Genomic DNA, 14,697 nt, shown 5'->3' with positions numbered 1-14,697 from the left:
TTCTCGCAATTCTACAAATATTCGGAAACCGCTAATTTACTGCGTAAATTGCTAATTCCTCATATTTGTTTGGGCCATAAAGTCAAAATGCTTAACATGCCAGCATGTACGCATTTATGACTTTTGGCACCTATATCATATCAATACTGATTATAGTTGAACTATGCTCCATGGTGCAAGTGTCATATATCTGCAAAAAACCGTCGGAAGCAGATACAATGTGCCTCCGACGGTCTATTGTTTCTTATGAAGTTCTATCTGGTCATCATGCCATCAGCATTCTGAACATCTCGATAACCTGCTCCTTGGTTGCTTCTCTCGGATTGCCGGGATAGCATGCATCGTTCAGGGCATCGGTTGCCAGCTGATCAAGATCCTCTTCCTTGATCTTCTCAAGGGTCTTCGGAATACCAACGTCCTCAGACAGCTTCTTGACTGCAGCGATGGCTGCGTCGCGGTACTCTTCCTGGGACATGTCGTCTACGCCCTTAACGCCCATTGCTCTTGCTACTTCGCGAAGTCTTTCGCCGGTGTACTCTCTGTTGAATTCCATGGAGATTGGAAGGAACATCGCACAAGCTACGCCGTGAGGAGTGTCATAGTGAGCTGAAAGAGTGTGAGCCATAGCGTGGTCAATTCCAAGTCCTACGTTGGAGAAGCCCATACCTGCGATGTACTGGCCAAGAGCCATTCCTTCGCGGCCTTCCTTTTTGTTGTCAACAGCCTCACGAAGATTCTGTGAGATAAGACGGATAGCCTCAAGATGGAACATATCTGTCATCTCCCAGGCAGCTCTTGTGGTGTAACCCTCAATGGCATGTGTAAGAGCATCCATACCTGTGGCGGCTGTGAGACCCTTTGGCATTGAAGCCATCATTTCGGGATCAACAACAGCAACGATAGGCATGTCGTGAGTATCTACGCACACGAACTTTCTCTCTTTTTCAACGTCGGTGATAACGTAGTTGATGGTAACCTCTGCAGCGGTTCCTGCTGTTGTGGGAACTGCAATGATTGGAACGCAGGGGTTCTTGGTGGGTGCAACGCCCTCAAGGGAGCGAACATCTGCAAATTCAGGATTGGTGATTATGATACCGATGGCCTTGGAGGTATCCATTGAGGATCCGCCGCCTACGGCTACGATGCAGTCAGCACCGGACTTTTTGAAGGCTTCTACGCCGTTTTTAACATTTTCGATTGTTGGATTGGGCTTGATGTCTGAGTAGATCTCAAAAGGAATGCCTGCCTTCTCCAGAAGATCTGTAACCTTCCCCGTTACGCCAAACTTGATAAGATCGGGATCTGAAGCCACGAAGGCCTTCTTGAAACCGCGAGACCAGATCTCATTTGTGATCTCATTGATAGCGCCAGCCCCATGATAAGATGTGCCGTTAAGTGAAATTCTGTTTGCCATATACCTGTCCTCCATAATACTTTTGCTGATGGATGTCCATCGTTAATACCTTCGGAATTAATTATATCATTAAAGAAAATGCCGGACAGTTAGATTTTGGCTGAATTCCGTGCAAAAACGACCGTGGAAAATCAACCTTGAAATATCATATAAAATTGGATAGTATCAATGTTACGAGGCAAAAAAGTCTTAATAGGATTACGAAGTAACGGATTTGGAAAGGAAGCGGAATTACAGATGAACAGCTCGCTTGACTTTTTGAATATGATAAAGAACGGGGACACGACAAGTAGGAAGGTGCCTGTAAGAGAGACTGCAACTAATGCAAGGAGTGTGCAACAGACAGCGAGTACATCACCGGTAAGGGAATCATCTCAGGGTAAGGACATCAAAGCAAGTTCCAAAAAGGCAGAGATGAAAAGCGTACATGGCGGAACAATCGCAGTCATCGACACCGAGACTAACTGGCGTGATGAGGTGATGTCCATTGGAATTGTTCTGGCGGATGAGAAGAGCTTTGAACTAAAGGATAAGAGATATTATATCTTCGAGCCGGAGGTTATGATCGGAGGTTATTTCAGCAGCGTTGTTCATATGAGGGGACTTCCCGAGATCGCGTGCTCAAGGCGTGAAGCTATGGAAGGGGTAAAAGAGTACCTTCATAGCAACAACGTCACCAGGATCCTGGCCTATAACGCCAAGTTCGACCTGGGGCATCTGCCGGAGCTGGCTGGTTTCGAGTGGTTCGATATCATGAGGCTGGCGGCTTATAAGCAGTATAATTCAGCGATTCCGGATTCACTTCCCTGCTGTAAGTCCGGAAGGCTCAAGACAGGCTACGGTGTGGAACCAATCATGAGGCTGTTAACCGGGGAGAGCGGCTACTGTGAAGTGCATAACGCAGTCATAGATGCCGTAGATGAGCTTAAGATAGCAAGGCTTCTTGGCCATGGCATGGAAGTATATGAATGTGCAAGGCTATAGAATGCCAGGCAAATAATATAGGTATCATACTCATATAATAATGAGAATATAACAGAATAATACATTCAGGAGGAATGAAAGAAGTTATGAGGAAATTACTTGTAGTAGTAGACATGCAGAAGGACTTTGTTGACGGAGCACTTGGAAGCGCAGAGGCAGTAGCCATCGTACCCGGCGTTGTTGCCAAGATAGCTGAATATGCTCCCGAGAACATTTTTGTGACAAGAGATACACATCAGCCCGATTACATGAACACTCAGGAGGGACATAACCTCCCCGTTGAGCACTGCATCGAAGGCACAGAGGGTTGGGAGCTGGACAAAAAAGTTGCCGAGGCGGTGAAGGGTGCAACCTTCGTAAATAAGCCCACCTTCGGCAGTACAGATCTTGTTAAGATAATCAGCGATATTGCAGCAAAAGAGGAGATTGAGATCGAACTCATCGGACTCTGCACAGATATCTGCGTAGTATCCAATGCACTTCTTTTAAAGGCCTTCATGCCTGAAGTTCCGATCAGTGTAGATTCTGCTTGCTGCGCAGGCGTAACTCCTAAGAAGCATGCAGCTGCTCTTGAGACCATGAGATCCTGCCAGATCGCAGTTAAGTAATATTATATGCGATAGAGTTATTCACCGAATTCATCTATGGATTCGGAGATCTCATCCAGGCTGATCTTAAGTTTACCATCGAATATTGCAACCGGTGCCTCTCCCTTAAGGGGGAGGATCACCGGAACAAAATCTTCATCCATGAAATTGTAGGTTATAAGTATTCTTTTCTTTGGATCTACGATCCAGTATTCTCTGACACCGGCCTCCAAATATTTGGAGAGCTTGATGGTCATGTCTTTTTTCCTTGTAGATACAGACAGAATCTCAACCAGAAAATCAGGAGCGCCATAGACGCCAAAACCCTTGATCTTGCTGCGGTCGCATATTACCAGAACGTCGGGTTGAACCATGGTCTTATCATCGCAGTCTATCTGTACATCCACCGGAGCAGAAAATGCTTTGCAGTTACCCTTGTTCTTTTTGATATAGTCAGCTATGGCTGAGTGAATTATATAGGATATGTCCTGATGAACTATCCTCGGGGCGGTCATGTCATAGAACACACCGTCTATAAGTTCAACACGCTGCTCATCCGGCAGGGCATAGTAATCCTCCAGGGTGAACTCCCCCTGACGTTTGGATGGATTGCCATACTTGATTCCATCTGGATTAGCAGATGCAGTGATAGAGCCTGTGTTATATTTAGGGGTATCTTCGCATACTAAGTTTTCACCAGTACCATATTCATAGGCCTTACCGCGGTAAGAATCCTCGTTTGCTCCAAGGACCTTTTCCAGGGCATTCAGAGTGGCCTTCCTAGGGGACTTGGTTACTCCTGTGAGAATCTTCTGTATTGTAATGGCCGGAACTCCGGTATATTCCGACAGCTGAGAATAGCTGTAGCCGCGGTTTTCTTTTACTTCACGCATCTGCTTGATGGTCATGGCAATTCCTCCGGGATTGTGTACGATGGCGTATGAATATATTATGGCATCGCATGATACAACGTGATCAATATATATTCACATCTTAATATATATAATTATATCTTATTACATCTTATTATATATAATTATATATTTCTGCCTCATCTCGTCAAGAGGAATTCCATATAATTCAGGAATCAGGCGGCTTTCTCAACATATTTCTGATACAGGCTCTCATAGGAGTCCATTGAATCAATAAAGAGCTTTTTCAGATCTTCGTCGAATAAGAGTCCATCTGCGTTCTGACTGATTCCATCAAAGCTCAGGTGGTATATGCTCGGTGAATTATTTATGTTAAGAAGGGGCATCTCCCGGAGCTGCTCAGGTGACTGATATACAAGATCCACAGACCAGAAGTCCTCACCGTTTTTACTCCAGCGGGAAAAGACAAGTTTGCAGCCGATGGGAGTCTTTTTTTCAACGGCATCGGGAAGGGCATAGTCCGAGACGCCAAGGGCAGCCAGTACGCTTCCTACGTTGGAATCGTGACCACACAGGAAGGAGAAGACTCTGCCATCTGTCTCCATCTCGGAGTAGAGCTCGTTTATAAGGGGATAGGCCACATTATCGGCCACCATGGGAGCGGTGAAGAGAACGTCGCCGTAGACGTCTTTGATCTCAGAGATTTTTTTCCAATCTTCCAATGATAGATCATTGCCAAAGCCAGCCTTAACGGGATCTTTCTCCTCATAATACTGCAGTACAAGGGCGTCGCTTACGGAGCAGGCGGTCTTAAGAGATCCGCTGACGGAGGGTTCGGCTCCTTCTTTAATGGAAAAAACTGCGTCGTTCGGAGTAAAGGCTGTCACCTCGCCATTTTGCCAAGCCGCTGAGTCTTCAAGGTCTATCACATCAGAGAGAAGCTCATAATTGTCTGCAAGGTCTGTCATGTCTTTTTCATAGCACTCGTAGATCTGCGCTATGGCGTCCTGTTCGTATTCATCGGTGCTGAAGGTGAGCTGCGGATTGAAAACGGGATCCATCTTGTCGAACTCCACGTGATGCTCAACTTCAAGGCCTGCTGTTGGGAACATGCCCGAGGTAAAATACTGGGCTGTTGCAATGGTCCTTTGCTTGGAATTGGCATAGATTCTGACAGCACCGTTTTCAGGATGATAGTTCTCCGGGATAAGCTCCTCGGATTCCAGCCATTTTCTGAAATACTGTCCCATTTCAGTCTCAAGAACGCCGCCGCGAAGGGATAACTCACTTGGTGCGGAGGACCACTCGAACCACTCATGGGGCGTGATCTTGCCAAGAAGGGAATCGCCGCCGCTTAAGGGCGAGCGGATGTTGTGACGGCTAAGGACTACAACCTGCTCAAGAGTGTAGCCGTCATAGGATATGTTATAGGAGGCAGTGGCCGCAGCAGGAGCAGATTCCGATTGAGGGAGCTCTGCCGCGGGACTGTTTAAGCTTGTTGCTGATGTGCCTGCGGTGAGGGCCAAAAGCAGCGCCATTGATATTATTCTTTTCATGATTGGTGAACCTCCGTTGGCTATTTTTGTTCCAGTTCAATTGTACTATAATGCGTTAATTGACAATCTTAAAATAGTATAAAGCTGTTGTGAATTAAAAAATCGAGTAAAAAAGTGACAGGCACTTTGCTCTACTAAAGTGCCTGTCACTTTATTGATTTACTCTACTACAGTGAATTCTATTGCTTTCTTGTTTTCTCTTTCGGCGAGGAGCTTGTCGAATTCTTCCTGGCCGCCTGTATAATCAGTGGTTGGAGCATCGAAAGTGTTTTCTTCTCTGGTAAATCCTGAGAACTCGTTTGTTCCGGTGTCTACACCGTCTGAAATGGAATCCTTCATCATGAGTCCGCCAAAATCAGCTGAGATGAAGTAGGTCTCATAGCTGTGGCTGGAGCCTGAATAGAGGATACCGTCCTCAACTCTTAAGGGATAGGATGAACCTGCTCCTGTAACAACTGAAAGCTGTGATACTTTGCCATCAAGGATACCATAAATAGAAGCTTCATAGGCTGTGTGGTCAGCTTCAAATACGAGATCGGTTACCGCAAGAAGCTTTTCCTCGCTTCCGTACAGCTCGATGTATGCATAGCCCTGACCGGGTGTTAATGCAGCGATGACATCATCATAGGAGTCAAAAGAGGTCTTGCCTGACTGTTCCTGAACAAAGTCGCTGGGCATATCTGCAAAAGCCTCATTTTCTTCGTTGTACATCTGCTCTGCAACGGCCTGGATATCGAAACCGTCAAGGTCGGCTGCTGCAACTGAAAGTGAATAAGCAATTCCAATCTCAATATCATACCAGGTGATCATGTCAACATATCCGGTTTCGTTGATTGCGCGATAGGTCTTGCCGGGCATATGTCCTTCGCCCCAGTTTGCAAGAGTAGCATCCTCAGGTCCCACTGTCCATTCAACATAATTGCCGGCGATATCAGCGTCCTCAGCAGCTCCCTGCTGTGCTCTTGCAGTGAACTCCCGGTCATCCAGCTTAAAGCTTAACTGAACAAGAGGTCCTACGCTTTTTTCGGGATCGCCGAGATCCTCGCACTTAAGCCATTCTACGTCAGTAGCTCCTTCAGGTGCCTTGAAGAGCCTTGTGCACAGTTCCTTCGCTTCATCCTCTGTGATGGTTACCCAGGGGTTAGCCAGTCCTACTTCCTGCTCTGTCTCTGCTGAATCTGCCGCAGCAGCGTTAGCATCTTCCGGTGCTGCTTCTTCCTGAGTAGCTTCGGACTCAGTAGCTTCCTGCAAGGCCGTACCATCACCTGCACCGCACCCTGCGATAACTCCTGCAGTAAGTGCCAGCGCAGTACATAAAACAACAATTCTCTTTTTCATAATTGATTCCTCCTCATAAATTATGAATTCCTTTTATGCCTCATCTAAAATGCTACTATATTTTGTGGTACGTAAATCTTAAATAACTATTAAATCGTTTAAGTTGTGGAGAGTTGCGAAAACATATATAATATCTTCCACTTGCATTTCAGTTTAACTGGAAATACCCAAAGGAGATTTACAAATTGAAAGCATACATGGATGCGCCGGAAGATAAAGAATCGGTAGAGTTTGAAGTCAGTGAAAAGGACGAGGTGGTCGCCTTCGAAGTTAAGGATGCGGAGGACGGCAGCCACGTAAGTGGCTTTGATACACACAGAGCGCTCAAAGAGCGATTCATCCTTGATGAAGAGAACGATAGTGTAAAAAAGGAATACATCGGTGAGGACCTCGATCCCGATATCAGAGAGGAGCTGGCAGAAGAAGAGGAAGCTGAGAAGATCGCAAGCATTCGGTCAGGCGATTTTTACGACGGCGTCCGCAAAAAATCTGTTGTCAGATATATTATGTATACGCTGATCGCTGCTTGTATGTCATTCATCTTCCTGGCGGGAATCTATTCGATACTGGATCTTACAGGCAAGGCGGATAGTACTCACAAATATACCGAAGTTTCTAAAGTTTTGGCGCCCTACGAAGTCAGCTACCACATCCTCAAAAGCGACGGCACTTCACCCAAACTCTCCGCTGAAGGCGGCGTTATCTATAATTCAGAGGGAAAAAGCGTAAGAGTCTGCGGCGAGGACGACACGGGAGTGCTCTTTATGCCCTACTCCTGGGACAATTACATGGCAGTTCTGAATGACGGCGTTTTATCAATCTACGGCCCTGAGCTCGACAGCTACGTTGTCGCTGAGGGAGTTGTCGATGCATATGAGGCAAACTGCGATATTTTTTACCTCAAGAAAGATGGAAGTCTCTACCTCTATGATCCCATGTTCGGGAAGGTATATCTGGCGGATGAAAACATAACTCAGCTGTATTGTAACAGAGACTTCAGAAATACCAATTATATCTATGCCAAAAAGGTCGAAGGCAGCAAAACCAAGCTTGTTCGCCTGGACACTCTGTATAAAGAATATGCAACCATAGCAAAGGGCAATGTCTATCCTCAGTTTGTTTCCGCCGGCAATGACCGTATCTTTTTCAGTACCAAAGAAAATGGCGGCATGCTCTACGTTTACGGCAGATATTCCGAGAGTAAGCAAAGAGCCTGCGGTTTTCTCGACGCTTCCATAGTGGTTTCAAGCAAAAAAGGTGATGTCATCCTGATTCGGGACAATTCCACCGGAGATGTGTACCTGTGGAAGGACAGCAATTATTATCATGGCTATGAAGATATGCGGCTTGTGTGCAAAGGCGGAAGTGATGTGAAGGTTATTTTTGCAACTGATTCTTCGGTGGCAATTTCTTATGTGAATGATGCGGGGAAGCATAGGGTTACGATATCGCAGTATGAGTATGATGATAGGCTGGTGGAGGGGTGAGATTCTGTAAAATAAGTTATTTGTTTATCCTTTTTTAATTGGTTTAATGGTCGCATTATTGATAAAATATTATTGCGTACTTGTAATATAAAGGGGGATTGTACGCCTGGGGATGTTTCTTGATTTCAAGAAAATATAAACGTTATAACGACTAAAACTATAAATAAATTGCAAAATATGCCGATGTATTAATTAGATACGCAATCAGAGCCTATGAGGGGGTTATGATATGGCAAAAACTGCGACACTTAGAGCGGAATCGTTAAGCGGCACCTGGGGCCGTAAGATCATCGAACTCAATTATCAGGAGATCTTTGATCACAAACCAAATATTTACAAATGGACGAAAAGAGCATTTGATATCATAGCAGCCAGTATAGCCCTTGTGCTTCTTTCGCCGGTCTTTATTATTACAGCTCTGGCCATTATTCTTGAGGATGGCGGACCTGTATTTTTTACCCAGCAGAGAGCCGGACAGAATATGAAGAGCTTCAAGATCTACAAGTTCAGGAGCATGTACAAGAATGCAGAATCACAGTTTGAACGGATGCAGGCCCAGAATGAACAGACGGGACATGCTTTCAAGATCAAAAACGATCCGAGAATAACCAGGGTGGGGAGATTTATCAGGAGATATTCCATTGATGAGCTTCCACAGCTCCTTAATATCATCAAAGGTGACATGAGCATTTTAAAAGATCTGGAGCTGATCTTCAGAACCTTCCCCGCCGTGTTTGGCAAGGACGGAGCATATTGATAGTACTAACTAAGCCCTTGGTGATGATGCACCGAGGGCTTTAACTATGCCCCAAAGGTGCCATGGCGGTATTGAAATATGCATAAAAAAGTACTTTTCATATACTAAAAATGCATTGATAATTATAAGTATCGTAAACAAAACGGAAAAAAGTTTAAGGCAACAAGGGGGAAACAACATGAAAAGCATCTGTATTGACGACAAATGGTCCTTTAGAAGAGGTTTTGTGGATTCGCTGGGACTTCTTAAGGATATTCCGGGAAAAGAGGTGGACCTTCCCCACGATGGGATGATCGGAACCCCTGTCAGACCCGACGCGCCGGCAAAGTCCGACAGCGGATATTTTGTCGGCAATCTTTCAAGCTATACCAAGTACATAATGATCCCGAAGGAATGGGAGGGAGACTGCGTCGGACTTAAGCTTGACGGCGCCATGATGAATGTGACAGTTGATGTTAACGGCTGCAAGGTGGGAGGTCAGCACTACGGCTATGCCCCTTTTTATTTGGATCTGACCAAATATATCTCCTTCGGAGAGGAGAACCGGGTCACCATCAACTGCAATACCACCATGCAGGTCAATTCCCGCTGGTACACGGGCTCTGGTCTTTACAGAGGAGCGCAGCTCCTTCACGGCCCCAGAGTTCACATAGTTCCTGACGGGATCCTTCTTCATACAAGGGAGGTCCGGGACGGCTATGCATTTATCGAAGCCCGTATCGAGACCGAAAACACAACCCTTGAGGACAGGCTTGCCCGGGTGACAGTGTCCCTGGCAAAGGAGGCCACCGGCGAAGTTGTGACTGATGTAAACAGGGTCATCAGAATCGGCGCAGGGGAAACAGAGACTGCCATATTGGCGATCAATCTGAAGGACCCCCTTTTGTGGGACTGTGACGAGCCAAATCTGTATAACGTCACGGTATCCCTGCAGAACCTTGGCACCTACAGGACCCATTTTATCCCTGAGGAAAACAGTACCCTGGACGAGGCCCCGACCCTGTTCGGAGTCAGGACCATCACTGCGGATGCGGTTTACGGCCTCAGGATCAACGGAAAAACTGTGAAGCTGAAGGGCGGCTGTCTTCATCATGATAACGGTCTTCTCGGCACCGTATCTCTCTATGAGGCGGAAAAAAGAAAAATCGAAAAGCTAAAGGAAATCGGCTTTAATGCCGTAAGAACCGCCCACAACCCTCCCTCAGCTGCCCTCATCGAGGCCTGCGACAGGCTTGGAATGTACGTTTTTGACGAAGCCTTCGACGCCTGGGGAATTGCCAAGAGAAGCGGCGACTACAGCCAGTTTTTTGACAGCGACTGGAAAAAGGACATTTCCTCTTTTATAAAAAGAGACAGGAATCACCCCAGCGTCATCATCTGGTCCACTGGAAATGAAATACCGGAAAGGGGCGGCCTGAATAACGGATATTCCCTGGCTACCGACATTGCTCTTGAGATAAAAAAGTACGACCCCTACAGGCCTGTGAGCAACGGCATATGTACCCTCTGGAGCGGCTTGGATGATGCACTGATGGCCCATCAGAGCCAGAATCAGAACTCCTCCGAGGGCCTCTTTGATACCACCTGGGAGACGGTAACAGAGCCCTTTACCAATGGCCTTGACATAGTGGGCTACAACTACATGGAAGACATCTATGAGCGTGACCACGAGATGTTCCCGGAGAGGGTCATCCTGGGCTCCGAGAACTTCCCCAACCAGATAGGCTACAGATGGCCCCTGGTGGAGAAGCTTCCCTATGTGATAGGCGATTTTACCTGGACCGCCTGGGACTATTTGGGAGAAGCCGGAATAGGCAAGGCTGCCTATGTGGATGAAAATGATGAGGATAATGAGATAAAAAGGACTAACGGCTGGGCGCTCATGCCGCCCTCCGGATCCCCCTATCCCTGGAGATGCGCCAACGACGCGGACTTTGACATCACCGGAAACAGAACCCCTCAGGGCGCCTACAGAAGCGTTGTCTGGGGTAGCGGCAGCACCCACCTCTTTTCTAAGGACCCTTCGAACTTTGGGAAAAAAGAAATCACCACCATGTGGGGGTTCCCTGAGCTTTTCTCAAGCTGGAACTACGAGGGATATGAAGGCCGGGACATAAGTCTGGCAGTATTTTCCAATGCCGATGAAGTCGAGCTTGTCCAAAACGGGAGATCCCTTGGAAAAAAAGCTGTGACCATGGACAGGCCCATGCCCTGCAGCGCAGTATTTGATACCAAATATGAGCCGGGAACAGTTGAAGCCATAAGCTACCGGGCAGGTAAAGAGGTGAGCAGGGATAAGCTTGTCACCACAGGAAAACCCGCCGCTTTAAAGCTCCTTCCGGAAAAGAGCAGCGCCGCCGCAGACGGACATGACCTCATATATGTTGGAATAGAAGTGGTGGACAGCGAGGGCTGTATTGTTCCCAATGCCGCCATAGTCATAACAGGCGAGAGCAGTGGCTCTATGAGCCTTGCCGGCTTTGGATCGGCCAATCCCATAACGGAGGATGACTACACAGACGGCGAGACCATCACCTACAGGGGCCGCGCTCTGGCGATACTCCGCTCCGGATATGAGCCCGGAAAGTTCAGGCTGACTATCACAGGTGAAGGCCTTGGAGAGGCTGTTTTTGAAGGAAATATAGGTTGATAAAGTAACCTTCATATGCCGTAAAATTCTAAAATGTTGATGACAAGTGCATTATTGTATTCTAAAATGTTGATATAAGCTACATAATTGTATTCTAAAATGTTGACAGGAGTAGCAATGAGAAGAAAGATATCAGCAGAACTAAAGGACTGGAGCGCATCCAAAGATAAGAAGTGCCTTATCGTACAGGGGGCCAGACAGGTCGGCAAAACTTATTCTGTGGAGAGGTTTGCGGAAGCAAACTACGAAGAAGTAGTAGAAATAAACTTTAAGGAAATTCCATCTGCAGCAGACATTTTTGCCGGAGATTTATCGGTTGATACAATGGTAATGGCGATGAGGTTCCGTTTTCCCGAAAAGAAGATACTTCCCGGAAAGAGTCTTATCTTTTTGGATGAAATTCAGGAATGTCAGGAAGCTATCACTTCTCTGAAGTTCTGGGCAATAGATAATAGATATGATGTTATAGCGTCAGGATCACTTCTGGGTATTGATTATAAAAGAGCATCCTCATATCCTGTTGGATACGTAGATTACATTAAGATGAATGGGCTGGATTTTGAAGAGTTTTTATGGGGGCTTGGAGTCACCGATGATATGATTGATTCTCTTCGTGGTTACTTTGAAAGGAGAGAGGTGGTTCCGGAAGCGATCAATACGCAGATGATGAACTATTACAGACATTATATTGCGACCGGGGGTATGCCTGAAGCTGTAAAGGAATACCTTGAATCCAGGGATTATAGAGCGGTGGACAAGATCCAACGTAGCCTGTTACAGGGCTATCAGTATGACATTGCCCATTATGCTCATGCGGAAGAGAAGGTTAAGGCTGAGAAGTGTTACTTATCACTTGCAAAGCAGCTCCTTGAAAAGGAAAATCATAAATTTCAATATAAAGAAGTAGAGCATGGCGGAAGAGCGCAGAAATATTTTTCAAGCATTGAATGGCTCCTGCGAGCGGATATCATCAGTCTATGCAAGTATGTGACGGATGTAAAATATGATCTTGAGGATTATGCCAGGGATGATTTTTTCAGGGCATATACTACAGACCTATCCTTGCTCATTGCCATGAAAGACTTCACATTAAAGCAGCATATCGTTGAAAATACTCTTTCAGGGAATACGAAAGGCGGTATTTATGAATGCGCAGTAGCAGATGCTCTGTATAAGAACGGATATTCTCTGTTTTTCTATAAGAATGAGACCACCAAGAGAGAGCTTGACTTTATTATCCAGAAAGAGGGAAGAGTTGTCCCGATAGAGGTAAAAAGCGGCAATACGCGAGCTACTTCTCTTAAAGCTTTTGTAAAGAACAAAGACAACATCGAATATGGGTATAAGTTTATTGATGGAAATATTGGTGTTGACGAGGAAGGAATAATTACATTGCCATTATATATGGCTGCTTTTATGTAATAGATCAGTTTAAAGATAAAGTGCTGAAAGCGTAGATTTGATACAAAATCTACGCTTTTTTATGTAAAAAGAACAATATATGGGTTATAATTAATCTATATAATATTGCATTGTTGACGAGAAAACGTGTTCGCGGAATTGACTTGGGGAGTGCCCACTGTTGCGGTAAGCGGATATGGAGGAATTGATGGGACTTAAAGATCTTATAAAAAGAACTGACATTAATTCTGAAATAGAAAAGTACAAAGCCACGGCAGGTGCTGTTCTCCTGGATGTAAGGACCGAGGAAGAGTATAAAAACGGCCATATACCCGGGAGCATCAATCTGCCCGTGGAGGAAATCCAGAAAATCGAGGATGTCATCACCGATAAGAATGTTCCCGTTTTCGTATACTGCCTTAGAGGCGGAAGAGCCGGCCGTGCAGTGAAAATCATGCAGACCTTCGGATACAAGGATGTGAAGAATATTGGCGGGATCATGGCATATAAAGGACTGATAGTGAAGTGATAATATTATTTGCAAATTGTATTATAGAAAATTTAGTCGTAATTAATGTGGGGCTGGCATGAAAATTGACGCATTTTTTATGAATGAGAATGAAATAAAGCAGGATTGTATTGCATGGGCGGAAGAAATCGCCCAAAGCTACAAGCCTGATTTGATCATTTTCGTTGCTAAAAGTGGATTTTTGTTTGCAGAATCAATTGCTGATTATTTTAGTTGCCCTATGGCGTATGTTATTGCCAGCAGACCTGACAACAAAAAGAAAGATTTAAAAAAAAATTATACCAGTATTACCAAAAATTAGTGACAGGCACTTTAGTTAAGCAAAGTGCCTGTCACTTTTATTAGAAATCTGTCATAGGTGAGGCTTGTTTAGCCAGATATTCCTGAAGAAATGATATTCTATCGCCAAGGGGTCGATTTCCGAGGGGGAGGGTTACGTGGGGCAGGTAATTAAGTAAGTACTGATAGTAGTTTTTTCCCGCCAAGATGATGAAGTCGGTGTTTTGAACATCACAGACCGAATTAAGCTGATCAAATACCATTTGCGATCAGCGTTGTATCTCTGCCGGCGATTTATCTTTAAGCGTTTCATCGTAGGGAGCTAAGACTTCATTCTCCCCAACAAGTCCGTACTTGGAGGAAAGGATATAGATACGGTCTGAATTTCTTTTTGCATATTCATAGGATAGGGAAAAAAGAGTGCTTGCGGAATAGAGCTCTTTTGCTTTGCAGGCATAGTCTTTTTTGAGCTTTGAGCATGAGATAAGGGCTATACGTTCGTGGGAACGCATAGCAGCGGTGTAAAAACGAACTGTTTTACCTCTTCTGTTTACCTGAGCTGTATAGCCGGCTTTTGTCCAGGCAGCTGCCTGGCTGTGCACGGATTTGGCATTTTCATCCGGATTGTCCCACCACATATCATACTTACTTGCAGACGCCGGCAATGCTCTGCCGAGGATTGATTCTATCTCCGCAAACGTGAGGGTTATTTCGTTCTGCCTGCATTTCTTAAGAAAATTATGCAAAGGATCATAGACGCCCATTTGAGTTACTCCTTTCAGAATCCGTATAAATACAAAGGGGATGCACACGGCATCCCCATAGATTATTATATCACTTTTT

At 45.5% G+C, this 14,697-nt stretch carries 13 protein-coding genes; 8 read left to right on the top strand and 5 right to left on the bottom strand.

Features of this window, described 5'->3' with window-relative positions; genetic code table 11:
- Positions 1–265 precede the first annotated feature (265 nt).
- Complete coding sequence (fucO, locus tag NXH67_RS05015) at positions 266–1,414, bottom strand: lactaldehyde reductase (protein WP_272796652.1); 1,149 nt, start codon at positions 1,412–1,414, stop codon at positions 266–268.
- 264 nt (positions 1,415–1,678) lie between these two features.
- Between fucO and NXH67_RS05010 the strand changes: the two genes are divergently transcribed.
- Both NXH67_RS05010 and NXH67_RS05005 read left to right on the top strand, forming a co-directional pair.
- Positions 1,679–2,398, top strand: coding sequence for a hypothetical protein (locus NXH67_RS05010; protein ID WP_272796651.1), 720 nt, complete (start codon positions 1,679–1,681; stop codon positions 2,396–2,398).
- A gap of 86 nt (positions 2,399–2,484) precedes the next feature.
- Positions 2,485–3,006 (top strand): cysteine hydrolase family protein, encoded by a 522-nt coding sequence (locus tag NXH67_RS05005; RefSeq protein WP_026668711.1) that lies wholly within the window; start codon positions 2,485–2,487, stop codon positions 3,004–3,006.
- A 17-nt stretch (positions 3,007–3,023) separates the two neighbouring features.
- Here the strand turns inward: NXH67_RS05005 and NXH67_RS05000 are convergent, their stop codons facing one another.
- The 3 genes from NXH67_RS05000 to NXH67_RS04990 all read right to left on the bottom strand — a co-directional run bounded on the left by NXH67_RS05000 (position 3,024) and on the right by NXH67_RS04990 (position 6,751).
- The gene (locus tag NXH67_RS05000) at positions 3,024–3,893 is read right to left on the bottom strand and encodes a Uma2 family endonuclease (RefSeq protein WP_272796650.1); all 870 of its coding nucleotides are present in this window, start codon (positions 3,891–3,893) and stop codon (positions 3,024–3,026) included.
- Between the two features lie 179 nt (positions 3,894–4,072).
- Positions 4,073–5,413 carry a histidine-type phosphatase gene (locus NXH67_RS04995; protein WP_272796649.1) on the bottom strand — a complete coding sequence of 447 codons (1,341 nt, stop codon included), beginning with the start codon at positions 5,411–5,413 and terminating at the stop codon, positions 4,073–4,075.
- A gap of 159 nt (positions 5,414–5,572) precedes the next feature.
- Positions 5,573–6,751 (bottom strand): hypothetical protein, encoded by a 1,179-nt coding sequence (locus NXH67_RS04990; RefSeq protein WP_272796648.1) that lies wholly within the window; start codon positions 6,749–6,751, stop codon positions 5,573–5,575.
- Positions 6,752–6,936: 185 nt separating this feature from the next.
- Here NXH67_RS04990 and NXH67_RS04985 point away from each other — a divergent pair, with 185 nt between their 5' ends.
- From NXH67_RS04985 to NXH67_RS04960, 6 genes are all read left to right on the top strand, one after another.
- Positions 6,937–8,238, top strand: a complete 1,302-nt coding sequence (locus NXH67_RS04985) for a hypothetical protein (RefSeq protein ID WP_272796647.1) — start codon at positions 6,937–6,939, stop codon at positions 8,236–8,238.
- 229 nt (positions 8,239–8,467) lie between these two features.
- Complete coding sequence (locus tag NXH67_RS04980) at positions 8,468–8,995, top strand: sugar transferase (RefSeq protein ID WP_272796646.1); 528 nt, start codon at positions 8,468–8,470, stop codon at positions 8,993–8,995.
- A 178-nt stretch (positions 8,996–9,173) separates the two neighbouring features.
- Complete coding sequence (locus tag NXH67_RS04975; protein WP_272796645.1) at positions 9,174–11,645, top strand: glycoside hydrolase family 2 TIM barrel-domain containing protein; 2,472 nt, start codon at positions 9,174–9,176, stop codon at positions 11,643–11,645.
- Positions 11,646–11,762: 117 nt separating this feature from the next.
- A complete protein-coding gene (locus tag NXH67_RS04970; protein WP_272796644.1) occupies positions 11,763–13,067 on the top strand; it encodes an ATP-binding protein in 1,305 nt (434 codons plus the stop codon).
- A 187-nt stretch (positions 13,068–13,254) separates the two neighbouring features.
- Positions 13,255–13,575, top strand: coding sequence for a rhodanese-like domain-containing protein (locus NXH67_RS04965; protein WP_022778684.1), 321 nt, complete (start codon positions 13,255–13,257; stop codon positions 13,573–13,575).
- Between the two features lie 58 nt (positions 13,576–13,633).
- Entirely contained in the window at positions 13,634–13,876 is a 243-nt protein-coding gene (locus NXH67_RS04960; RefSeq protein WP_272796643.1) for a phosphoribosyltransferase family protein, read from the top strand.
- Positions 13,877–14,123: 247 nt separating this feature from the next.
- Here the strand turns inward: NXH67_RS04960 and NXH67_RS04955 are convergent, their stop codons facing one another.
- Positions 14,124–14,618, bottom strand: a complete 495-nt coding sequence (locus tag NXH67_RS04955; protein WP_272796641.1) for a DUF6884 domain-containing protein — start codon at positions 14,616–14,618, stop codon at positions 14,124–14,126.
- Between the last annotated feature and the right edge of the window lie 79 nt (positions 14,619–14,697).

The organism is Butyrivibrio sp. DSM 10294 (genome assembly GCF_028539135.1).
Lineage (GTDB): Bacteria > Bacillota > Clostridia > Lachnospirales > Lachnospiraceae > Butyrivibrio.
The sequence above is the reverse complement of the archived record's forward strand: the minus strand, read 5'-3'. Positions and strand labels throughout refer to the sequence as shown.